The sequence below is a fragment of the Methylohalobius crimeensis 10Ki genome (genome assembly GCF_000421465.1).
Classification (GTDB): domain Bacteria; phylum Pseudomonadota; class Gammaproteobacteria; order Methylococcales; family Methylothermaceae; genus Methylohalobius; species Methylohalobius crimeensis.
Map to the genome: position 1 here is coordinate 646,974 of NZ_ATXB01000002.1, position 22,886 is coordinate 669,859.

The following is a 22,886-nucleotide window of genomic DNA, read 5'->3' on the forward strand; positions in this document are numbered from 1 at the left end:
ATTGAATACCGACTCGCTTCTACTTTTTAATAAGAAAGAGTCAGGCCTACATAGACAGATCGCCCCTGACCGGGAAGATTGGTCGTTTTCGGCCGTGATGAATTTAAAGTCATTGCATTTTGGTCGCCAATATATACACCGGATAAAGGATGAAAATATTGTTTGTCGAGAATGTTATCCAAACCGACATCTACGGTAATGAATTTCCATTGGTAACTCGTTTTGGCATTCAGCAAAATATAGGAAGATGTTCGCAATTCATTTCTAATTTCCTGTACATCGTCCTTTTCATCCACAAATTGCATTTCAAACGAACTTTGCCAGCCTCCCAGTTTATGGTTCAGACTCCATTTAAGATTGAATGGCATCATGTGATAAAGATTATCCCCGTCCGTGCGCCTGCCACGCACGTAACTCATAACGGTTTGCGTAGAAAACTCACCATAGGATGGATCTTCGGACAGCTTCAACGTACCGGTCACGTCAACCCCCCATAGCCAAGCGTCGTGATTAGCCATTCGCAGATAGAAGAAACCATTTGTGGGCTGCCTGCATTCTTCACAGAGATCGGCATCGATATAATCTTCGACGTAGCTAAAATACGGGCTTATTTTGAGACGCCAAGTTTCCTGCTCATGATCGATAAACTCGGCGGTAAGGGCAATATTGTGAGCCGTTTCCGGCCTTAAATCGATATTTCCCACATAACCGTTACCATCACCGAACCAACCGATCATGGTCATCGGCATGGGACTGGTACTCCATGGATATAGCTCATGAAGCGATGGAGCGCGGTTTTTTCGCGCATAACCAAGACTATAGCTGCCCCAATGATTCGGCGTATATTGCACTAAGGCAGTGACATCGAAGGTACTAAAGTTGCGTTCATGATTCAGCGAATTAAAGGCGGCCGCTTGCTCGAAATCATCGGTAATATTGTTATAGGGTTCCGCATCGCCGGTATCGGTCGTGGTATGGTCGTATCGCAGACCTAGCATGGTTCTCCACTCGTCGGTCCAGAATCTTTCCCATTCGGCAAACGCGCCGAAGCGGTCCCGTATGGCATTATTGAGGTTAATGAACGTTTCGGGACCCATCATGCTTGGCAATAAGGATGTCGGCGGCCAATAGTCCTTAATTTTGCTACTGTGAAATTCGGAACCGAAGCGAAAGGTATCGTCCTGTTGGAAAGGAATCTCGGCTTGCAGATTGAACCCGTGATGCTTGCCCCGCGTCTTCATCGGCATGGGTTCCGGCGCATCTCTATCGGATCCAAAGTTCATGGTATGATTGGTTCTCCCGATATACAGTTTTCCGTCCAGGTTGCCCCAATCGAAAAAACCTTGATAGTGGACATTTCCGAAAATACTATCGTTATTGGTCATATCCATTCGAGCGGTTGGAAACCCTTCAAAGGGAATATGTTGCTGCCCACCTTTGATTTCCAACAAATGCGAATCAAACTTCATGGCCAAGCTGGCGGCATGATTTTGATTCTTATAATTGGTTGATTTGATATTGCTTCCAGTGCCGTCCTCGTAATTATTGCTTTGCGTATGGGACCCCGTGTAGTCAAATCTTAAATTTTCATTGGCAAGGCCCGCAGCAATCGTTCCCCCATAGGAATCGCCATTACTGCGATAGAAAGAGGAAACCCGCCCTGTGATCAAAAGCGCTTCGCCGGGTTCAGAAAACTCGGGTTCGGGAGACTCCACCGAAATAGTTCCCGCGATGCTGTCACCTCCCATGCTAACGGGCGTTATCCCTTTGATGACGGTAATGCTGCCGATATTGCTACGGTCGATATTCGCCAGCGGCGGGTTCATATGATTTGGGCAAATTGAGTTAACGGTCATGCCATTCACATCAATTTTGATGCGATTATCATTGAGACCGCGCATGACGGGTATTGAAGAGACGCCGCCGCCGGCTTGCAAGCTGATGCCTGACGTGTCTTCCAGTAATTTCGCCGTATCGGAAATGCGGGATTGTTTTCTCACAATCTCTTCTTTTTTAATCGTTTCTTTCGATAAAATCCCGCCATCGATCAGATCTTCTTTGATTATGAGCTCATCCAAGTAGATGAAGGAATGATCATTGGGTGTTAAATGTTCATTTTGTTCTTCGGCATTGGCGGTTGTAAAAACACATAGCCCGGCCGAAATCGTCAGCAATAATGCTTTGTTGTTTTTCATCAAGATTCTCAGGATTCAACGGTGCAATATCGAAAGGCAAGAATAGATACAATTGTCTTTAAAAATCGACTGGAAGGATTGGCCTCTGGGGGGCGGGACGCCGGCGCTCGGAATTTAAAACAATTTGTGTCGCGGCATTTCCGATGATCACGATTATTGCGTATGGTCTGCTAGATAATAGGCGAAGGGTTGCAACGGATGATCTGTTCCGGATGCCCCCACGGCTGGAAGCACGAGCATTCCATCTTTAGCGAAATCAGGATACATATCGTAATAATCAACCATCGTCTCATCGCCTTCATGCCCGTGCGGAACAATGAGTTCCGGATGATCGAACGGTGCCCTTTGATAACGAACCCGATCATCGGTCAATGTTTTTAAAAATGCGATAAGATCTTTACGATTCTGGTCGGAATATTTCAATCGGGGTAAAGGAAAGACGAGGGTGACTTCCTTGGCATCATTGGAAAAATTTCCCCCTCTTGCATAAAAATTAATCACTTGCTCCAAGGTTGCCATACCCCCGTTATGCATATAGGGCATACGCGCCAACTTAAGCCATAACCGACTGATTTATTAGGCATTGCTCAATCCTTGTTTCCTGCAATGCGCCAATAATTCGATCACCGGCCCCGGAAGCGTCTGCAATGCCCTTTTCCGTGGTCGCTCCATCATGACTTTCCGGCACGGATCGTAGTTTTGCGTTTGCCAATGCCACGGCGCCTGAATGGCCGTATCGATCGCTTGTTTGAGCAGTTGCCACAGGCGCCACCCGGTTCCCTGGCGCGGCCGGTCCAGACAGGTCCATTGCCGGCCAAAGCGTTGGCCGGCCAATTGTTCCAACACCAGGGTATAGAGCAGTTTGCCGTACAAATACACCCGGGCCAGTTCGCTTCCCTGTCGAGCCCGCAGCCGATCCCACGCCAACAGGCTTTTCAGGCGCTTGATATACAGTTCCACCTGCCAGCGCAGCCGGTACAATTCGCCGAGGGTTTCGGTAGGGAGCAGTTCCGGCGGCAGATGGGTCAGTACCAGCACCCAACCGGCCAGGGACAAGGCCGCTTTCGACGGTGTATAGCCTTTTTTTTGCCTGGCGTCTCAGTCGCTGCCGGGCCTTTTCCGCCTCGGCCGGGGGCAGGGGCAAGGCATGCAGCGTCATGTCGACGTACGCTTTTCGTTTCGCATCGATCACCCGGACCGGCCGGCGCTGACAGGTCTTTCGGTTCTGAAGCCAGTCATACACGTCCACCTTGCGCAGGGATTCGTCGTACAGGTTCATGCCATGCGGGTTGTATCGCAAGACCACGCTCACCCCATGCTCACCCGCACGGATCAGGCTCAAAGGCTGGTTGTAGCCACGATCCACGACCACCACATCCCCGGATTGAAAAGGGAAATGATCCAGGCTTTCCCCCGTATGAGCATCGCTGACTTCGACCGTCACCAGCTCCAACTTCACCAGGTCAATGGCCAAATGCAGCCGATAACTGATCCCGGAGGCGCCGGGCACCTGAACCGTGCTGCCATCCGCGATCAAAAACCGCAAATGTCCCGGGGGCAGGCCAACTTGGCCTGCTTCATGCAGGTGCTGACACATCGCCTTCAGCCACGGACCACAAGCCTTCAACCGCTTATGGACGGCCGTGTCGGTGATCTGTTCTTGCAGCAGCGTCACCCTGCCGGCCGTCCCTCTCAGACTCAGATCCACTCCGCAATACAGCATCACCACCTGCAGCAACTGGAGGGGACTGGTGATCTTGCGCCCCCGGACAAAGGCCCGGAATTCATAGGCCATCGCTTCATAGTCTTCAGGCAACGCTTGCACAAACTGCTCGAATGCGATATCAACACGGTTCGGAAGTGACGACATCTCCGGCTCCTTCAATTTGGTCGTTGAAAAAGCTGAGATCATGCCGTCACTTCCCCCTAAAAATCAATGCCTTATGCGCTTAAGTTGGCGCGTATGGGCCGAATGCCATCAGCGACGGTAAATAAGCTTGTGGCAATATATGGCGGCTCGAAATTGATCGCGAATGGCGCTTGGAAATCACAGGCGCGGACCTGACGGACCGCATCATCCTTTACTCCCGTATCGTTACCCGCCAAATATTGAAAATATTGCTCGCTGAAAGACAAGGGGGTGCCAAAAACATCAACGCCACCCAATCCGATGTCCGCTGCTTCCTTGGCGACGCCGGTAGATGCGAAGCCGGTATCGGAAAACACCAACATCGCCTTATTGCGCGCAAATACCGGGATGCGATTGACCACATTGGTTGTGGTGCTGATTTTGTTGCCGGGCTCTCCGAATACTTCTGGGCGGGCCTTTGCTAAAGCTGCATTGGCATTCACCGATGCGGAAGTAAAATTGGGGCCCAAGTGACAATGGGAACATAAGTTGAGCCTGAATTGCGTCAAACCACGCAACTCGGATTCGCTGAGATCGACCGGTACATTATTCGCGTCGCGCCGGCTATTATCGAATGGCGACTCATCGGATATCAAAGTGCTTTCATAAAGCTGGATCGCCAGCCCAAAAAACATGGCAAAGTTTGCTTCTATTTGGCGGTAAGCTTGTCCCTTGAGAGGGCCGCCGAATTCACCGGCTCCTTCGTAGGACCAAAATTTGCGGTTGAAAGCCTTCTTAATTAACGCCTCATAGGTCGTTTCGAGCCCCGGCAACAGCTTGCCCGGCCGGCTCGGACTCCAACGCCCTAACACGCTGTCATTCCAATGAACCTTTTGCCTCGCCAAGGGTCGGCGGTGCAGCAACTTTCTGCCGATATCCGGCAACGATCGCTGACTGCAACTCATTTCGTTGGTATTCAGAGGCGGCGACGTTGCGAGCGAGGCCAGTGAGGCATTTAACAAATGCAAGCGTTGCTTGCTGACGGTTCCTTCCTTATTCATTACCCATACACCGGCATCCGGATCGCGATCCCCCCAAGGACTACTGCCATTGAATATATGATTTGCTCGGCCATCCCAAAAATTGCGATGGTTGAAAACCGAATTGATCACGCTTGGTGCGTTCCTCGAGGTGACTCGCCGAGTGCCGTAGGGCCCCACATGGAAAATTTCATCGACCGTGCGTTGGCAATCCTCGATGCCACTGTCATCGAGGTCCACACCCCTGTACTCCCCGCCAAACGTGCCTGCGGAGCCAATCACCACATCGCTGTCGAGCACAACCGGAGACAATTCTTGCAACGGATCCTGTCTGCGATGCAGGGGAAAATCGTCAATGCCCAAGGTGCGGTTTGCCGCAAAGCCAGAAAAATCCTGGTCAATCGGTCCGGATTGTCCGGACGGGGCCATTTGATTTTTTATGCGCCGATCGGCGCCCGCGTGGAAGTGACAAGAAGCGCAGGCCATTCCGTCGCTGCCGACGTTGGCATCCCAAAACAATGCTTTTCCCAACGCGATCGCGGCCGTTTTGTCCACCACAATGGGATCAGGTCCATCCAGCAATCCCGGTACTTCGGGTACCGGCAAATGCTTCAGGCTGATCGGCATCGGTCCAAGCGGCAATTCATCGGCCGCTATGGCGCTCGACGATGGCGATAGCAACAACCAACACAATAGCCAACGATAAAATAGGGTCATATGGACTTCGGCGATAAGCGCCTAACTTCGGTACAAGACACAACACCCAATCAACTAACCTGGCAGGGACATACGCGCCAACTTAAGCGCATAAGGCATTGATTTTTAGGGGGAAGTGACGGCATGATCTCAGCTTTTTCAACGACCAAATTGAAGGAGCCGGAGATGTCGTCACTTCCGAACCGTGTTGATATCGCATTCGAGCAGTTTGTGCAAGCGTTGCCTGAAGACTATGAAGCGATGGCCTATGAATTCCGGGCCTTTGTCCGGGGGCGCAAGATCACCAGTCCCCTCCAGTTGCTGCAGGTGGTGATGCTGTATTGCGGAGTGGATCTGAGTCTGAGAGGGACGGCCGGCAGGGTGACGCTGCTGCAAGAACAGATCACCGACACGGCCGTCCATAAGCGGTTGAAGGCTTGTGGTCCGTGGCCTGGCTGCCTGACAAAACTCGCGGAGGGCGCGGAAGGATTGTAGGGTAGATCGTCCGAGATGATGATTGATAAAGGACGAAATTGCCCATGAACAACCCTTCCACACGGATGTACGTTACGGTAACCCAGGTTTTGAAACAAGCGCCGTGGCGAGATATGCGACATCTTTCGACGGTCGCTTGGATGATCGCAGGATTGTTGTTGAGTGGGGGCATCGGTTTGAGCCGGTGGGTGGTGTATGTGGACAGCCGCGCCCGCTATGCCCAAAGCATTGAGCGGCGATTCCGGCGTTGGTTGAGTAACGGACGGATCGATGTGAATGAGGTGTATGCGGGGCTGTTGAAAGGGTGGTTACCGACGGGCGAGGAACGCCGCGTATACGTGGCCTTGGATACGACGATGCTATGGAATAGTTTCTGTGTGATTCAAGTGGCGTTGGTGTATCGGGGTCGGGCGATTCCGGTGGCCTGGAAGGTGAAACGGCAACCCAGTGCCAGCGTGGCCTTTCAGGTCTACCGCTCGGTTCTGGCGCAAAGTGTCTCCCGCCTGAAAGGTTTTGAGGTGATTTTGCTGGCCGATCGTGGATTTTGTCATCTGCAGTTGGTGCGCTGGATCAAACGGACACCGGATTGGCACTGCCGGATTCGGATGAAGCGCAATACGCCGGCTTGGCGATGGAGCGGCGCTGGTTACCGCCCGCTGAAGTGGTGCGTGGATGCCGGCCAGGTGCGTTATTACCACACTGTTTATCTCTGGAAGGTGCATGAAGCGGTGAACGTGGCCGTGGGTTGGGAAAAAGGCGCCAAGGAACCCTGGCTGATCCTGAGCGATGAATGGACCGATGAAACGACCCTCGCCGATTACGGCAAGCGTTTTGCCATCGAGGAAGGGTTTCTGGACCATAAATCCAATGGGTTTCAATGGGCGTCTTCCCGGCTTCGGCAAGCCGAGGTCTTGGATCGGCTGTGCTTTGTGATGGCGGTGGCCACCTGGATCGTGACCTGTCAGGGGACGGCAGTGGTAGCCGAGGGGCAGCGTAGAACCGTCGATCCGCATTGGTGTCGGGGCTTGAGCTATGCCCGTATCGGCTGGAACTGGATCCACCATGCCCTGGCTTGCGGGAAGGCGCTTATCGATCGGTTGTGGTTGCCTTCCGCCGACGACCCCGCTCCCGTGCCTACGGCCTCGGATCGTTCGCGCTGGATGGAGGAATTACCTTGGCAATATACCTTTTGTATCCCTGACTCCACTACATGACTGATTTTGCATGGAAAAATGAGTTTTGTCAGGCAGTCAGGGTCCGTGGCTGAAGGCGATGTGTCAGCACCTGCATGAAGCAGGCCAAGTTGGCCTGCCCCCGGGACATTTGCGGTTTTTGATCGCGGATGGCAGCACGGTTCAGGTGCCCGGCGCCTCCGGGATCAGTTATCGGCTGCATTTGGCCATTGACCTGGTGAAGTTGGAGCTGGTGACGGTCGAAGTCAGCGATGCTCATACGGGGGAAAGCCTGGATCATTTCCCTTTTCAATCCGGGGATGTGGTGGTCGTGGATCGTGGCTACAACCAGCCTTTGAGCCTGATCCGTGCGGGTGAGCATGGGGTGAGCGTGGTCTTGCGATACAACCCGCATGGCATGAACCTGTACGACGAATCCCTGCGCAAGGTGGACGTGTATGACTGGCTTCAGAACCGAAAGACCTGTCAGCGCCGGCCGGTCCGGGTGATCGATGCGAAACGAAAAGCGTACGTCGACATGACGCTGCATGCCTTGCCCCTGCCCCCGGCCGAGGCGGAAAAGGCCCGGCAGCGACTGAGACGCCAGGCAAAAAAAAGGCTATACACCGTCGAAAGCGGCCTTGTCCCTGGCCGGTTGGGTGCTGGTACTGACCCATCTGCCGCCGGAACTGCTCCCTACCGAAACCCTCGGCGAATTGTACCGGCTGCGCTGGCAGGTGGAACTGTATATCAAGCGCCTGAAAAGCCTGTTGGCGTGGGATCGGCTGCGGGCTCGACAGGGAAGCGAACTGGCCCGGGTGTATTTGTACGGCAAACTGCTCTATACCCTGGTGTTGGAACAATTGGCCGGCCAACGCTTTGGCCGGCAATGGACCTGTCTGGACCGGCCGCGCCAGGGAACCGGGTGGCGCCTGTGGCAACTGCTCAAACAAGCGATCGATACGGCCATTCAGGCGCCGTGGCATTGGCAAACGCAAAACTACGATCCGTGCCGGAAAGTCATGATGGAGCGACCACGGAAAAGGGCATTGCAGACGCTTCCGGGGCCGGTGATCGAATTATTGGCGCATTGCAGGAAACAAGGATTGAGCAATGCCTAATAAATCAGTCGGTTATGGCTTAAGTTGGCGCGTATGCCTGGCAGGGATCACTCGACACCCCCATCGATGCGCCCGCTTTCGCCTGAAATAGGCGTATCGATAAAACCCCTAACCAAAATTGATTGTGCAGAAGGATATTAGCCGGGCATTTGTCCATGTCCGGCTAATATCCTCAGCCTTCTTATTGACAGGTTTCCGGCAGCATTTCCGAAACAAGGCCCAAATCCACCGGTTCCGGATCATTGGGACCTAAAGAATAAACATGGTTATCGGAGGAAACGCCAAGATAGGTATTGGTTTCAGAATAATAACGGACATAGTATTGAAGCTTGGTCTGAGATACCAAACCCTTTGGCTCGGCCCCCGAACTTCTGGGATATAACGTCGGATTTTCTTTTTCTTCCCAGTTCAACAAGCAATCGGCCGGCGATAAGGGAACTCCCGAAACTTTGACATCGATGGGGGTATCGATGCCGTCCGTGTCCGTTCCGCCAAGAAATATCGTGTAATAACCGGCTTGCAAATTCAGCAGCGTTAAATTGGCGTAGTTGGTATTTCCATCCACACCGGAAGAGTGGCTGACACTACCGAAAACACCATTTTCATATTCGTTACTGATGCTTAAATCGTGTGCGCCGGCCGCGACTTGATAGCCGTAAAAATTCTCGTAATTTTTTCCGGATCCATTGACATATCCCAGCGTTTCAACGATCCCCTGTTCTGTGGTATTTCCTTCCAATGAATCGGATACATCGTCATCCGTCGCCCAAATGATGCCCTGCTCCCCCGCCTGCGCGACTTGATTGAAGGCATGGATGGACCCTTCGGTACCATTTTTATTACTTACTCCCGTACCTTCCCCCGTAAAAGGACCATCGGTTCGATAGACCGTGAACCCTGGCGCATTTCCCGATGCCGACGATAACGAGATAAGCACATCGCTCGGTTCCTTCACTTCAAAACTAAGCCAAGTGCCCTGCATGCCCCAAGCCAAATTATCCAAAGCCGGATTACCGGTGTAGCTGTTCTTGTTGGAATTTGCGGCGATCGCCTGAATCGTGGTTCCCGGTTCGAGAATATTGTCATCGTTGACCCACGTATCTTCCGCATTGACGGAGGCGTTAAGTGCTTATCAGAAAGTCAGCATGTATTCCGAGCCAAAACCGGCCCCGATTTCACCGATTGCCTGTTCGAGTTCTTCCGGCGTGAACGTCTTGAACGGGAGCCATTCGTATTTCATCTTACGCCATAACATTTCGATGCGGTTCAACTCCGGGCTATAAGGGGGCAGGAAGTAGAAACGCAACCCTTTTTCTTCCAGCAGTTCCCAATATGGCTGCAAGGACTTGGCGGTATGGATCGAGGCGTTATCCAAAATCACCACCAACGGCTTCTTGACACGCTCCACGAGCGCCATCAGGAAGGCAAAAAAGTACAGTCCGCTGACGTTCCACCACAGTTTGGTCATAAACAGTCTGCCCGACGACAGTAACGCGCCGATCACGTTCAGACGCTTTGCCCGCTTGGGTGCAACGGCGTGCGTCTCGCCTTTCGCCGTCCACGCCGAGCGGTTCGGCGGTTGCGGCGCAAAACCCGCCTCGTCCACGTAAGCCAGTTCGATTGCACCCGCCTGGGCCTGGGTCATCAGTTCGGCGATATCCCGCTGGGCTTGCTCAAAACGTCCTTCATCACGCTTTTTTTTAAACAGTAGCGCGTGCGCTTCCAGACATAGCCCAGGCGCTTCAATTCGTTGCGCAGCGTCGTCGCGCCGATCTTCACGCCAAATTCCCGCTCCAGCCGCGTCAGTAGGACGCGCGCCGTCAACGGCTCCGCCTCGACCCAGCACCTCAACTGCACGCGGTGTTCGTCCGTCAGTTTGCTGGGCGCCCCGCTGCGTTGCCGGTCCGGCAAGCTCGCAAAACCTCTTTTCAGCCATTTCCGCCGCCGCACCCGCACCGTTTCCGGCTTCACCCCTTGCGTTTCCGCAACCTCCGCCACCGTCCGCCCCTCCGACAAGGCCAAGATCGTTTCCGCTCGGTCACGCTCCCGCCAATCCACGCCTTTTTTGATAATCGCCCGCAGCGTTTCCCGCTCGCCTTCGCTCAATTCTATCGCTTTCACGCCCATTGTCCGCTTGTCCCTCAGTTCAAAAAAACGTCATTTTAATGCATGTCAATTTGTTGCGAAGGACTTAAAGGTTAGCGCCGAGGATATTAAAACGGCCTTAACTGAGAATTTAATCGTCATTTTCATCTCGCTCTTAATAATAATTGATTACGAAATCCGCTCCCACTCAACTCCTATACCTTCCTTCCCAAGTTGCAGGTTATTGACAGATCAGGCACCTCGAGCCGCTTTCTCTGCACCGTTCCAATCGATGGACCACCGGACCGGGCACATTCGCGGCTTTTTCCGGCGAAAGCGCTCCCTCATGATTCACCGGCAAATCTCGAAGTTTTTCCATCGCGACGGATGGTTTCGAGTATCAGTCGATCATGATTGATTGCAAGTACCATACCACTTACAACAACCCCTTGATACGCATAGGATTATTGGGAAATGGAGGCGCACCTAAAACATGCAAAGGTGTGTCATATCACACAGCACTATGTGATATGACATAGTTTGGCGATTGGGCGATTATGGCTAGGTTTCACATTCAGACAGTTGCCAACGCCGCAGGAATTCTGTACACAGAACAGATTCTCGGGGGAAGCCCGCTCATTCTGACTATGCCGCTTCCTGCCCTGAGCGTGCGGTGTGGCAGCAATATTCGGAGATCATGTGTGATGACCAACGATGAACTGATTGCCGACTTCATGCGACTGGTGGAAAGGGACGGCAAAACCATTCTCGAAGTAGGCGTGGTCACATGGAACGGCCCCCATGATCCAGACTTCAGTTGGAAGGTTTTCCGCCGGTGGTCCAAATGTCCCACGGCCGAGCGTCTGGCGGCAGCCCAAATGAAGGCGCTTGAAACGCCGCGGTTTTTCCGTGTCTGTGGATATTGCAGAGAACGAATGAACGCCGGCCACATGCTTGACCAAGAAATCTGTCAAAGCTGTGCCGAGAAACACCTGGGTATCACCTTTTAACCTCTAAGCCGCCCGCGTTCCCCGGTACCTCGGAAAGCCGGCGCAGCCCCAAAACCGAGTACCTTTCCCCTCTCCCCGCCTGGCGGTTCTCAGCACCATCTCCGATCCGCAGCGGGGGGGGGTATTGCGGCATAAGCGCCAACTGGGGTAGCCGTCCACTTCGTCGAACAGCACCAGGCGGACGGTGATCCGGCGAAACCCGCGCGCTGTGCGCCCCGGTGATGTGGACGATCCCGCCCCCCAAGTTCGACAGTTAGGGGTGTAAGTATTTGTTTTTATTGACCCCTGTTTTTAATTTTTGCACTACAAGGCGTCGATCTTGGGTTGAGAGACCTCCATGGTTTTGAACAGATCGAGTTGTTCGGCGGTCATTTGGGTCAGGCCTCGGAATGTCCGGTAGCCGATCTGGACTTGATGCAGCTGAATGGCCCGCAGTTTTTCCAGGGCGCGCTCGACGCTGAAAGGCGCGTGGCATTGCCTGAGGCGGCGGCGCATAACCCGGTGCATCAGTAGCGCCAGGAAACAAATCAGGGCATGGGCGCGGATCCGGTCCGGTTTGTAGTGATAGACCGGAGCGATTTCGATGTCCTGCTTGAGCACCCGGAAGCCACGCTCGATGTCCGCCAGGGCTTTGTAACGGGCGACGATGTCTTCGGCCTGGAAGTCCCAGGCGTTGGTGAGCAGCACCCGCTTGCCGTCGAGCCTTTCCGATCGCGCCAATGCCGGTTCGTTGACGCGGAAGGTGAACCGGTCGCTGTCGAGTTCGGTATGGATATAGCGGCTGAAGTGGGCCTCATGGACGGCCCGAGCGAAGCGGCTATAGGCGCCCCGATCGCTCGCCCGGCGGCCGCGTTCGGTCTGACCGGCATCCTGGGCGTCGAGCTTTTGGGCCAACCGATCCCCCAAGGCGACTAATTCATCGAGTTTGCGGCGTCGCCGTTCCCGTTGGATTTGGGCCCTTTCCGGATCGTGGGCGACCACGACCCGGCGGCCGTCGAGTCGATCCTCGCGCACGCTTTCGCTTTCCCCGGCAAAGGCCACCCCATCGATGCACTCGGCAAAATCCCGGTAACGACCGGCGGGCACCGCCAGAATATAGTCGAGCCGGCGGCCATCGGCCAGGGTCAGTTGTTCCAGGTCGGCCACGTTATCCAAGCTCAGCAGTCCCCGGTCGGCCACCACGATCACCCGTTCGATGGGGTATTGCTGAAGGCAACGCTCGAGCATCGGCAACAGGGTTTTGACTTCGGCGACGTTGCCCTCGAACAGCTCGAAATCGAGCGGCAAGCCGTCGGCGGTCTGGACCAGCCCCAACACGTGGCGGGCGGGGCCTTTCAGTTCCTTGCTCAGGCCGTAACGCCTCAGATCGTCTGCCACTTTACCCCCGCCCTGAATCCGGATCGTGGTCAAATCGTAAAAGACCACCGAGACTTCCCGATCCAGCAAAGGCAGCAAGCGGCGGCTCAACGCCTTGTGGATGGCTTCCCGCTTGGCCATCAGGGCATCCATCGTCCGCAATAAGTGCGGATGGGAAATCCGCGAGCCATCGATGCCCGGTACCACCACTTGTTCCAGCCAACGCAGCAAGCCCAGCTTGCTCTCCGGATCGCACAGGCGATTGAACACCATCAACCGCACCGCCGCCTCGCCGTCGAATCGCCGCCGACCCGAACGCAACGCCTGACGGAGCATCGGCCCCAACCCCAAGGTCTCCCACAGTTCCGTCAAGAGCCAAGTGGGACCCACTTCGAGGGCCCGTTCGAACTGAGGAGAGATCCCTTCGTGCGCCTCGGGCACTTCCGTTCCGCTAAAGCGGCGCAGGCTCTGAATCAGCCCGTTGATTTGGCCTTCGTCCAGTTCATCCAAGCGGCCGAGCTGGGCGATGTGACGCTGGCGAACTCGGCCGTTTTCGTCCCGATAGGATTCGACCAGACGTAGATATTTTCGGCCGCCGGAGTTGGATACACGAACATACATGGCATGACATTACGCCCTCCATATATCCATACATAAAGAGATATATACGAAAAAGATGGCACTACAAGAATCGCCGCACAAAACATCGGGAACGCCTGTCATTACTGGCTTATATCAGAAATGGGGGAGGAGGAAGTGTCGAAGTTGGGAAACCCGGTTCAATCCCGGCGACCGCTGCCGGACTACCTGGGACGATGAACTTGCTTATTGGCTCGTCCGCTTCTAGATAGATACCGATCTTCGGACTTGCATTTGGAAGTTGCTCACACTTCGATGGGGGTGAGCCCAAAAGAAGTGAAACGTCTTGCTGAGTGTAGAATTTCTCCTCCTGAAGTGGTGCTTTCGCCATCTGGTTGAGGCGGGTGTCCCATTGCTGGAACAATATTAAGGGTCAAAGTAATATTTATATATTTAATTATAATAGCCGGTAAATGTTACTCTGACCCTTAATATTGGCAAAGATCACACCCACACTTGTTTCATAAACGTGTCGTCAATCATCCGGGACACGACAAGTAAGCGCGAATCTCCTTCAAGATATAACCCAAGCGATTGAGGCGCTCATCGATAGGGCGCTTAAAATAATGAAACCAAAGCACCTTACTAAAACCATAAATCGCTTCCTCGCCATGTTGGTAATACATAAAGTCAGATGAACTCCAAACCACCTCATCCAGCACATTCCAGAGTGAGTTACGAAGTTCGGCATTCATCGAATCACGCTGCAACAGCGTGCTCCGTTCAACGATGCCCATTCGCTTACTGAATGTCATGAATCACCTCAGACACAGAATCAGTCCTAGACCGATTCTGTCTATGCTATTATTAACGTATGAAATTTATAGAATTTAATTTCTACATGTTAAAGCGCTATTGATTGATTGGTGGAATAAAGTTTTCTTTCTCCAGAATCTGAATCAGGCTTCTCATGAGGAAATTATTCATAAAGCTCACATAATATGTTCGTCCATTTTCTTTGAGCGGCCTGATAAAACCAGAATCTTTCATTTTTTTTATTAGATGTGTGCGCTGCCTAGTGGTTAGCCCTTCCAAGGCATCATCCAGCTCACCAGCTTTAAAATACTGTTTCTTTATCCCTACACTTAGAACTTTAGCCTCATCTTTATTGATATAACCGCGATCAATCGCCAAATTAAGCGTTGGAACTAATATTTTTTTATATAAGATGTCAAAGTCCAGAAGGTTATTTACTTTAGTAACCTCCTGGAGAATCCCTGTAAGAACGTATTCACACCACTTAAGTAGCGCTTCATCAGTACCTGTATCCGCCTCAGATAGTCTTTCGTAATAGAAATCTCTATCGTTACAAAAGACAGCTGTCGGATTAAGTATCTTGCCATCCTTTACGTTAAACCCATATTTTATCAGCAATACATAAGTGAGCAACCTGACGACTCGCCCATTTCCATTACCGAAAGGATGAATCCAGGTAAACCGGTGATGAGCGATCGCGGTTTTAAGAAGATCATACTTGTCCGGATCTTTTTTGTTCACAAACTCCAACAACTCATCCATGTAGGATTGAACTTGAAAGTGCTCAGGTGGTATGTGTGAGGATTCTGTAATCTCTACGTTCCAAGTACGATAAGCTCCAGGGGTTTTGTCCCCTTCTCGAGTTAAGTTGCTGACTACTAAGCGGTGAAGTTCTCGGACAAAATGGTGAGTAATATCAGAGCCTTCATCAATATTCTTCTCAATAAAATCCATTGCTGCTTCAACGTTTGCAATTTCGGAAAATCTTTCACTTGAGCGTTCTTTATTCTCGATTTTTCTCTCGATGTACTCAGAAATCGTAGTCCTATTCCCCTCTATCCTCGCAGACCCTACGCTTTCAAGAATATGGAAAATGTTCTTGAGCTGAAAAAAGATCCAAGGCGCAGTCGTCCCCTGCAGGCGTAGCTTTCTCAAATGATTCAGCTCTATCAACGTGTCTGTAAGGGGAGAATCAAAGCTAGGACTCACAAGTCTGAGATTAAAATTCATTCCTACCACCACCATATTTACAATAAAGAGAACTAACCATCTGTAATTCAACAAATTTTAAAAATTAGTTTGGCGCTCACAACTACATTCTAGCCGAGTACAAAATTACAAGCAAAGGATACCGAGAAGTACAGGAAACGGAATAAGGGATGGAGGCCGTGGAAGACTCTGTGTGCTTTAACGGATCAGCTGTTGAGCCTCGAGCATCACAGGCAAGCGATTTTTATTTAGACACTTGCTCAGAATCGCCGTGGCTCGAATGGATTAATAGCTAAAGCGCAAAGCGCGGCGGCTATCAAATCGGGAAGTAAAGCAGCGGACAGCAGCTGAACCATACATCCTTACTTACCCCCCCTAGCCTGCTACTTTTTCAGCATAGCAGCAGCTGCCGTACAGTGAATCAAGACTTTGTCAACACCGATTGAAAAGTGACCCACTTTGGCAAAATCCACCGATTGAAATCTGACCCACCCGGTTATCTTGAACCGTCCCTGGTTTTGGAGGCCGGAAACACGCCGGCCTGACGTTTCTCCCTCAGCCGAAAGCTTTCCCCCTGAATCTGCACCACATGGGAATGATGCAGCAGACGGTCCAGGAGCGCCGCCGTCAGCTCGGTATCTCCCGCAAAGGCTTGATCCCATTGTCCGAAGGTCAAATTGGAGGTGAGGATCACTGAACCTTTCTCATAGCGCTTGGCCACCACCTGGAAGAAGTGGTTGGCCTGCTCGCGGGACAGAGGCAGGTAGCCGATCTCGTCGATGATCAACAGCCGGTGATGGCTAACGCTGCGGCGCATGAATTCCTTGTAGCGGCCCTGACGTTGGGCGGTTTCCAGTTGCAACATCAGGTCGGCGGCGCTGAGAAAGCGTGTCTTGATGCCCGCCTGGGTGGCCAGATAGCCCAGCGCAATCGCCAGATGGGTTTTGCCCACCCCGCTGGGGCCGAGCAGGATGATATTCTCGGCTCGCTCGATGAAGGCCAGCGAGGTCAGTTCCAAAAGCTGCGCTCGGGGAGCGCCGGTAGCGAACTCGAAATCATAGTCCTGGAGCGTCTTAATCGCCGGGAACCTCGCCGTCCAGGCGCATCCCGGCGCCCGGCAATCATCCATCAATGGCTATAGCATTTCACACCGGTCTCCTCCTCCAACTCATGGATGGCCTCCTGAATCTCCTTCACCAAAGGACCCAGCCTGGCCATTTTTTCGGTCATGCCATAGAACGCAAGGCTGCGGACCACCAGATAATTTTCGCGGCGAAGATCGCGCGCCTGGATGAATTCGGCTAGCCCGCCGTCCGAAATGTGCGGTTGAAGCTGCTTCCATTGTCGGGCCAGGTCCTCCAGGGCGTCGCGGGCACGCTGGAACGCTTCGACGGACAATTCCTGGGCGCGGCGGTCGATCTCTTGGCGGGTCTTGGAGCCGAGGTCGGGTTCGGTTTGGGGTGGCAGTTTAGGGAGAGGCTTGGGCGGTTGGTTCGCCAAGCTTTCCAGTACATCGAGGACCCATTTGCGAAATGTCTTGGCTCGGTTGGTTCGGGAGAGCATGGCGATGAGGTGACAGCCTCGGGGGGAGAAGATGCGAATGCCCATTTTGGGCGCCAATGATGCATCAATGACTTGCGTCATATCCTTGCTGAATTCGTCGGGATGACGGGAATACAAGCGAGTGACTTTTCTGGTTTCCGAGTATCCCAACGCTCGGGCTAGATCTGCGGCAGCGATCCATGGCTTCCCGTCTCGGTCGATGATAGTAAGGTCGGTACCCTCAAAAGTAAGGGTGGAAGGAAGGCGTGCATTCATAACGTTTCTCCTAGGCTTGAAGTTGGGAACCACCTCGCTGCCTTGGCAAAACAGGGAGGCGAACCGCACGGGCCTGCCAAGACCGGGCCTAGGACCAGGTCGCCCGGCAGGATGAGGTGATCGATGGACCAGGCTTCCTCGCCGACGCCCCAGCCGCCGATTTCGGCCTCGATCCGGGGCTGCTTGATCTCCGCCGTTTCGAAGCCGCGGACGTGCTCGAGACCGCAGTCGGGGCACGTCAGGACGAAATAGCCCGGGCTGGATTTCTGAAAGCTGTCCTCCACCCGGGAGAGTCCGGCCACGGTGGGCTGGACGATCAGCATGGAACACGGGTCCTGGTGGCTGTGGTAGCCGATCACATGGCCGAGGTTTTGGTATAGCCCACCCGGGCGCTCTTTCATGGTGACGACTTCCACCAGCGGGTGGGTGTCGGAAACTGGCGCTTCTGAATCGGGTTGCTTCCGTGGAAGAATTGCGTGTTCCCCCCGGCAACCGGCTGGAAAAACTTTCCGGCGACCGGGAGGGTCAATGGAGTATCCGCATCAACAATCAATGGCGCGTTTGCTTCGAGTGGCGGGACGGCCATGCCTGGAATGTCGAGATTGTGGATTACCATTGAGAGGTTTTATGAACATTCGTGCCGAAGATCTGGAACGGACGGACTTTTCCGATGCGGCGGATCTATCCTCGGGGAAGTTGCCGCCCGTCCATCCAGGCGAAATTCTCTTGGAGGAATTCCTGAAACCGATGGGCATCACCCAGTACCGGCTGGCCAAGGAAATCGAGGTGCCTCAGCGCCGCATCGGTGAGATCGTCGCAGGCAAGCGTTCCGTCACACCTGACAAGGATCGACAAAACAACTCGTTAGCGGTTCCTCGCCAGCACGCGCTCGGGAACGATCTCGTTCTCGCACTTCCCGCCGGCTTCCAGACGGCTGATATTGTCCAGCGTCTCCTCGGCAATGGCGGTCAGGGCCTCCTCGGTAAAGAACCCCTGATGGCCGGTGACCAGGACGTTGGGGAAGGTGATCAGGCGCTCGAAGACGTCGTCCTGAATGACCTGGTCGGAGAGATCCTCGAAAAACAGGTCGCCTTCCTGTTCATAGACATCGATCCCCAATGATCCCACCCGGCCCGACTTGAGCCCTTCGATTACCGCCAGGGTGTCGATCACCGCCCCCCGGCTGGTGTTGATCAGCATCACTCCGCGCTTCATCCGCGCCACGGCTTCGCCGTTGATCAGGTGGTGGGTTTTCGGATTCAGAGGACAATGCACGCTGATCACATCCGAGACTGCATAGAGTTCATGAAGAGAGAGATATTCCACGCCCATCTCCCGACATTCTTCGTTAATATAGGGATCAAAGGCGATCACTCGGCAGCCGAAACCGTGTTTCATGATGCGCGCGAAGGTTGCCCCGATCCGACCGGTGCCGATCACGCCCACCGTCTTGCCGAACAGGTTGAAGCCTTCCAGGCCGCTCAGGGAGAAGTTGCCCTCCCGCACCCGGTTGTACGCCCTCGGAAGATGGCGATTGAGCCCCAGAACCAGGGCCGCCGCGTGTTCGGCGACGGCATGGGGGGAATAAGCCGGCACATGCACGAGCTTCAGCTTCGCTCGGGCGAGCGCGTGAAGATCCACGTTGTTGAAGCCGGCACAGCGGAGGGCAATGAAGCGGGTGCCGCCGCTTTCCAGTCGGGAAATCACCTCGGCATCCAACTGGTCGTTAACGAACACGCAGATACAGGGATAACCTCGCGCAAGCGCCACCGTCTCCGGGCTGAGGCGGGATTCCAGAAAATGGATCTCGTGCCTTCCCTTTCCATTGGCCCGCTCGAAAAAACGACGGTCGAAAGGCTTGGTGGAGAATAATGCGATTTTCATTGCCTATCCCGGGACTTCTCCCAATCATTGAAATATTAAGCACCGACCCCCCTACCCGACCGGCTTATCACAGAAGGTTTATCAGAGCAAGGCGCTTTTCGTAGGCTTCGCGGGCGATTCGGACGTCTTCCAGGAATAAGGGAAGCTCTTCCAGCAGAAGGGCCTGCGGTCCGTCCACCAATGCATGAGAGGGATCGGGGTGGAAATCCACCAGGATCATGTTGGCACCGGCGATCACTCCCTGCGCGGTGACGTGGAAAACATCGAGAATCCCGTCGGGATCGCTCTCCCGCGAGCCCACCGAATGGGACGGATCGATGCACACCGGCATGCGCGTGAGGCGCTTGACCACGGGGACATGGGCGAAGTCGACGAAATTCCGGTGCGGATCACCCATGTTGGTCTTCATCCCGCGGAGCCCGAAAACCACCTTGCGATTGCCTTCGCTGGCGAGATATTCGGCGGCGTTGAGCGATTCCTCCAGGGTGATCCCGAAACCGCGTTTGAACAGCACCGGAAATTCCCGCTGGCGACCGACGCTCTTCAAAAGCTCGAAGTTCTGGGTGTTGCGGGTGCCGATCTGCAGCATCACCCCGGTGGGATGACCGGTTTGCTCGAGCGCCTCGTGGATCTCCGCCACGTGCGCCTCGTGGGTCACCTCCATGGCGATCACGCGGATACCGTATTTGCCCGCCAATTCGAAGACATAAGGCAGGCAGGCCTTGCCGTACCCTTGAAATGAATAAGGACTGGTCCTGGGTTTGTAGGCGCCCATCCGCGTGCATACCTGGCCGTTGTCCTTGAGCGCCTTCATCATCGCTTCCACGTGTTCGGGGCTGTTCACGGCGCACAGTCCCGCGAAGACGTGGAGATTGTCCTGGCCGAAGCGCACCCCGTTGTAGTCGAAGTAGGTGGCACGCTTATCGTCCCGGTGGCGGCCGAGGATCCGGTACTCCTCGGAGACCCGCACCACCCGATCGACGCCGGGTAATTGCTCCATCGCCGCCACTGCCAACGCCGCGGTATCGCCGACGAGATAGACCTCGGTCAGGGTCTGCTGAGTGCCGATTTCCTGGTGAATCCGGGTCTTGATGTTGGGCAGATGAGAGAGATGATCCATCAGTCGACGGTAATCGTCGCCGGCAATGTCGATGTCTGGGGTAAGGATGAGTATCATGGCGCCGATCGCTCGCAAGATGACGGTGAGCGCCATTATCACATATTCGAACGGTCTGTCGAGACGCGATCGTCTTGGCCTCGATCAGCGGGATCCATCGGCCGTTTTCGCATCGTGCAGGCGTCGGTGCGCCGCGGCGCGCGTGAAGGCGCGCTTGGCCTTTGCGTTCCGGTATACCGCCAGGGCGAGTACCGGGAAGTATTTCGGGTAGTGGTGGTACTTTAGGTAGAAGGCGTTGGGAAAGCCGGTGCCGGTGAATTCGTTCTCGCACCACAGACCGTCCTCCTCCTGGTTGCGGATCAACCAATCGGCGGCCCGGCGGACGGGGTCGCCGGCGGCGCGGCCGCAGCTGATCAGGCCCATCAGCCCCCACGCAGTCTGGGCGGCGGTCGGGGCACAGGTCTCGCCCTCGTGGCCCGGCAGGTACGACGCGCACGACTCGCCGAAGCCACCGTCGTCCTGCTGGTAACGCTCGAGCCAATCGCCGGCGGCGCGCATGGCGGGGTCGTCGGGGCCAACCCCGAGCGCCGCCAAACCCCGGACGACCGACCAGGTGCCGTAGACGTAATTCACGCCCCACCGACCCCACCAGCTGCCGTCTGGCTCCTGCTCGCGGCGGACGTAGGCCTCGGCGCGCTGCACGACCGGATCCGAACGCGAGGCCCCCAGCACACCGAGCATCTCGAGAATTCGGCCCGTCACGTCGACGGTGCTCGGGTCGAGCATGTTCTTCTCGTCGTTGTAGAGGATCTCGTTGAAGCGTTCGTCGTTGACCTCGAGCTCGAAAGCGCCCCAGCCGCCGTCGCCGTTCTGGAGGCCCAGCAACCACCGGCGGGCGAGGTCCAGGGCAGCGCGGCGGGCGCCCTCGGACTCGGGGCTTCCGTTCGTGAGCGCCATCATGACGACCGCGCTGTCATCGGTATCGGGGTAGAAGTCGTTGTAGAACTGGAACGCCCAGCCGCCGGCCGGGACGTCCTTCGCCTTGACCGCCCAGTCACCCTCACGCTGAATCTGCATCGAAGTGAGCCAGTCGCAAGCGCGCGCCACGGGGTCGGTGTCGGGTCGGACACCCGCCTCCACGAGGGCCAGCACGCTCCAGGCGGTGTCCCACACCGGCGAGACGCAAGGCGCGACGTGCGTCTCGTCGCGGACTTCATCGGGCCACTCGAACCGCTCCAGCGCCTGCATGCCCCGCAGAAACGGGTCGGCGTCCACATCCATGCCCATCACGTACAAGGCCAGCAGGGAGTTGGCGATCGCCGGGAAGATTCCGCCCCAGTCGCCCGAATCGTCCTGATGGTCGAGGATCCACCGCTTGGCCCTGGCGAGGGCGCGCTCGCGGAGGGGATTGATCCCGCGTCGCTCGCACCACTTGAGGACCTTGTCCGCCTTGACGAAGAAGTGGGCCCTCGACACGCCGCGGATGTCCTCGGCGCCTTCGTAGAGGACGTCGGGGTCGACGGGCGCCGGATACAGCTCGGAGATCCCTCGCCCCTCGGAGACGGGGACGACCTTCTTGTAGTCGGTCAGCACCGCGAGCGGAACGGTGCACACGCGCGACCAGTAGGACAGCTCGTAGATGTTGAACCGGCTCACACGCGGCACGAACATCAACTGGACCGGGAGGCTGGGACAAGCGACCCAGTCCAGCTCACCCAACAGGGCCAGCTGATAGCGGGTCAGCACGCGCGTGCGCGTCGGGCCGCCGTGGGCGCGTATGAACTTGCGTGCCTTGGCCATGTGCGGCGCGTCGGCGGGGTCGCCAAGGAGCTTCAGCGCCGTGTACGACTCGGTCGTGACCGAGATGCATCCAGGCGCGTCGTAGTGGATCGCCCACGTGCCGTCGGGCCGCTGCATCCGGCGGATCCAGTTGGCCAGTCGGCGCGCCTTGTCCTGATACTCGGGCCGCTCGAGCAAGCCCGTGTAGTGGAGGAGGAAAATATACTGCGCGTCGAGCGTCTGGTTCGCCTCGACTTCGCCGTTCCACCAGCCCTCTTCGTGCTGTAGGGCGAGCAGCGCGTCGGTCGCCTCGGCGAGCGCCCGATCGAGCTCGGTCTCGGCGCCGACATGAGCAGCGGCTCGGCTGACGGCGCTAGAGCGGGCGGCGGTGCCAGACTGGTGCATGCGGGTCCTTTTGTTTTCCATTCGGTGGAGCATTCGGCCACCCTAGTGGTGGCACGGTATGCAATGATATCCAAACGCGCGTACTCCGCTCAAGCCGAATGTTCTTGGACGGTTGGACAAATTCGATTCTACCGGGCGGCATGAGCGGCCCGGGGTCGTGCGGAGTACCGAGTTCAGCAGTTCCAATAGTCTAGCCGCGGGGCCGGTGGACAGATTGGTTCCATCGATCCCGGATTTTTGACGTGGAACTGCTCGAAATC

The 22,886-nt window shown here is 55.2% G+C and carries 22 protein-coding genes and 1 pseudogene; 6 read left to right on the top strand and 17 right to left on the bottom strand.

The window, feature by feature from the left end:
• Positions 1–26: 26 nt before the first annotated feature.
• The 3 genes from H035_RS20450 to H035_RS21065 form a co-directional block, all read right to left on the bottom strand.
• Positions 27–2,195 carry a TonB-dependent receptor gene (locus H035_RS20450; RefSeq protein WP_022950127.1) on the bottom strand — a complete coding sequence of 723 codons (2,169 nt, stop codon included), beginning with the start codon at positions 2,193–2,195 and terminating at the stop codon, positions 27–29.
• Between the two features lie 153 nt (positions 2,196–2,348).
• Entirely contained in the window at positions 2,349–2,714 is a 366-nt protein-coding gene (locus H035_RS0116850; protein WP_022950128.1) for a hypothetical protein, read from the bottom strand.
• A 57-nt stretch (positions 2,715–2,771) separates the two neighbouring features.
• Positions 2,772–3,251 carry a transposase gene (locus H035_RS21065; RefSeq protein WP_051149721.1) on the bottom strand — a complete coding sequence of 160 codons (480 nt, stop codon included), beginning with the start codon at positions 3,249–3,251 and terminating at the stop codon, positions 2,772–2,774.
• Positions 3,252–3,342: 91 nt separating this feature from the next.
• Between H035_RS21065 and H035_RS22070 the strand changes: the two genes are divergently transcribed.
• The gene (locus H035_RS22070) at positions 3,343–4,059 is read left to right on the top strand and encodes a hypothetical protein (RefSeq protein ID WP_040574317.1); all 717 of its coding nucleotides are present in this window, start codon (positions 3,343–3,345) and stop codon (positions 4,057–4,059) included.
• A gap of 77 nt (positions 4,060–4,136) precedes the next feature.
• On the opposite strand, the gene H035_RS20465 is transcribed toward H035_RS22070, so the two are convergent.
• Positions 4,137–5,801 (bottom strand): cytochrome-c peroxidase, encoded by a 1,665-nt coding sequence (locus H035_RS20465; protein ID WP_022950129.1) that lies wholly within the window; start codon positions 5,799–5,801, stop codon positions 4,137–4,139.
• Positions 5,802–5,924: 123 nt separating this feature from the next.
• Between H035_RS20465 and H035_RS0116865 the strand changes: the two genes are divergently transcribed.
• Together H035_RS0116865 and H035_RS20470 are read left to right on the top strand one after the other, a co-directional pair.
• Positions 5,925–6,275, top strand: a complete 351-nt coding sequence (locus tag H035_RS0116865; RefSeq protein WP_022950130.1) for a hypothetical protein — start codon at positions 5,925–5,927, stop codon at positions 6,273–6,275.
• A gap of 44 nt (positions 6,276–6,319) precedes the next feature.
• Positions 6,320–7,489: a transposase gene (locus tag H035_RS20470; RefSeq protein ID WP_022947284.1), complete on the top strand. Its 1,170-nt coding sequence runs from the start codon at positions 6,320–6,322 to the stop codon at positions 7,487–7,489.
• Between the two features lie 28 nt (positions 7,490–7,517).
• Here H035_RS20470 and H035_RS20475 read toward each other — a convergent pair whose 3' ends face one another.
• Positions 7,518–7,997: a hypothetical protein gene (locus tag H035_RS20475; RefSeq protein WP_040575103.1), complete on the bottom strand. Its 480-nt coding sequence runs from the start codon at positions 7,995–7,997 to the stop codon at positions 7,518–7,520.
• A 91-nt stretch (positions 7,998–8,088) separates the two neighbouring features.
• On the opposite strand from H035_RS20475, the gene H035_RS21070 reads away from it, so the two are divergent.
• The gene (locus H035_RS21070; RefSeq protein WP_051149721.1) at positions 8,089–8,568 is read left to right on the top strand and encodes a transposase; all 480 of its coding nucleotides are present in this window, start codon (positions 8,089–8,091) and stop codon (positions 8,566–8,568) included.
• Positions 8,569–8,749: 181 nt separating this feature from the next.
• Here H035_RS21070 and H035_RS0116880 read toward each other — a convergent pair whose 3' ends face one another.
• From H035_RS0116880 to H035_RS20485, 3 genes are all read right to left on the bottom strand, one after another.
• Positions 8,750–9,571 carry a hypothetical protein gene (locus H035_RS0116880; protein WP_152486099.1) on the bottom strand — a complete coding sequence of 274 codons (822 nt, stop codon included), beginning with the start codon at positions 9,569–9,571 and terminating at the stop codon, positions 8,750–8,752.
• Positions 9,572–9,700: 129 nt separating this feature from the next.
• Positions 9,701–10,213 carry an IS630 family transposase gene (locus H035_RS0116885; RefSeq protein ID WP_051149724.1) on the bottom strand — a complete coding sequence of 171 codons (513 nt, stop codon included), beginning with the start codon at positions 10,211–10,213 and terminating at the stop codon, positions 9,701–9,703.
• Positions 10,213–10,695 (bottom strand): helix-turn-helix domain-containing protein, encoded by a 483-nt coding sequence (locus H035_RS20485; RefSeq protein WP_051149723.1) that lies wholly within the window; start codon positions 10,693–10,695, stop codon positions 10,213–10,215. Before H035_RS20485 ends, H035_RS0116885 begins: the two co-directional genes overlap by 1 nt.
• Positions 10,696–11,357: 662 nt before the next feature.
• Here H035_RS20485 and H035_RS0116895 point away from each other — a divergent pair.
• Positions 11,358–11,663 carry a hypothetical protein gene (locus H035_RS0116895; protein ID WP_022950133.1) on the top strand — a complete coding sequence of 102 codons (306 nt, stop codon included), beginning with the start codon at positions 11,358–11,360 and terminating at the stop codon, positions 11,661–11,663.
• Between the two features lie 303 nt (positions 11,664–11,966).
• Here H035_RS0116895 and H035_RS0116900 read toward each other — a convergent pair whose 3' ends face one another.
• From H035_RS0116900 to H035_RS0116925, 6 genes and pseudogenes are all read right to left on the bottom strand, one after another.
• Entirely contained in the window at positions 11,967–13,640 is a 1,674-nt protein-coding gene (locus H035_RS0116900) for an IS1634 family transposase (protein WP_022950134.1), read from the bottom strand.
• Between the two features lie 497 nt (positions 13,641–14,137).
• A complete protein-coding gene (locus H035_RS0116905; RefSeq protein WP_022950135.1) occupies positions 14,138–14,413 on the bottom strand; it encodes an AbiJ-NTD4 domain-containing protein in 276 nt (91 codons plus the stop codon).
• A 97-nt stretch (positions 14,414–14,510) separates the two neighbouring features.
• Positions 14,511–15,644, bottom strand: coding sequence for a Fic family protein (locus H035_RS0116910; RefSeq protein WP_200861604.1), 1,134 nt, complete (start codon positions 15,642–15,644; stop codon positions 14,511–14,513).
• Between the two features lie 475 nt (positions 15,645–16,119).
• Positions 16,120–16,716: pseudogene (istB, locus tag H035_RS20490) on the bottom strand (IS21-like element helper ATPase IstB); the annotation flags it as partial.
• A 35-nt stretch (positions 16,717–16,751) separates the two neighbouring features.
• A complete protein-coding gene (locus H035_RS22565; RefSeq protein ID WP_022950138.1) occupies positions 16,752–17,441 on the bottom strand; it encodes a BRO-N domain-containing protein in 690 nt (229 codons plus the stop codon).
• Complete coding sequence (locus tag H035_RS0116925; RefSeq protein ID WP_022950139.1) at positions 17,438–17,842, bottom strand: phage terminase large subunit family protein; 405 nt, start codon at positions 17,840–17,842, stop codon at positions 17,438–17,440. The genes H035_RS22565 and H035_RS0116925 overlap by 4 nt, the downstream gene beginning before the upstream one ends.
• A 35-nt stretch (positions 17,843–17,877) precedes the next feature.
• Between H035_RS0116925 and H035_RS0116930 the strand changes: the two genes are divergently transcribed.
• The gene (locus tag H035_RS0116930; RefSeq protein ID WP_026596760.1) at positions 17,878–18,060 is read left to right on the top strand and encodes a type II toxin-antitoxin system RelE/ParE family toxin; all 183 of its coding nucleotides are present in this window, start codon (positions 17,878–17,880) and stop codon (positions 18,058–18,060) included.
• Between the two features lie 245 nt (positions 18,061–18,305).
• Here H035_RS0116930 and H035_RS0116940 read toward each other — a convergent pair whose 3' ends face one another.
• The 3 genes from H035_RS0116940 to shc all read right to left on the bottom strand — a co-directional run bounded on the left by H035_RS0116940 (position 18,306) and on the right by shc (position 22,647).
• A complete protein-coding gene (locus H035_RS0116940) occupies positions 18,306–19,325 on the bottom strand; it encodes a 2-hydroxyacid dehydrogenase (RefSeq protein WP_022950142.1) in 1,020 nt (339 codons plus the stop codon).
• Between the two features lie 67 nt (positions 19,326–19,392).
• A complete protein-coding gene (locus H035_RS0116945) occupies positions 19,393–20,538 on the bottom strand; it encodes a 3-deoxy-7-phosphoheptulonate synthase (RefSeq protein WP_022950143.1) in 1,146 nt (381 codons plus the stop codon).
• A 48-nt stretch (positions 20,539–20,586) separates the two neighbouring features.
• Positions 20,587–22,647, bottom strand: a complete 2,061-nt coding sequence (gene shc / locus H035_RS20500; RefSeq protein ID WP_161624043.1) for a squalene--hopene cyclase — start codon at positions 22,645–22,647, stop codon at positions 20,587–20,589.
• Positions 22,648–22,886: the final 239 nt, after the last annotated feature.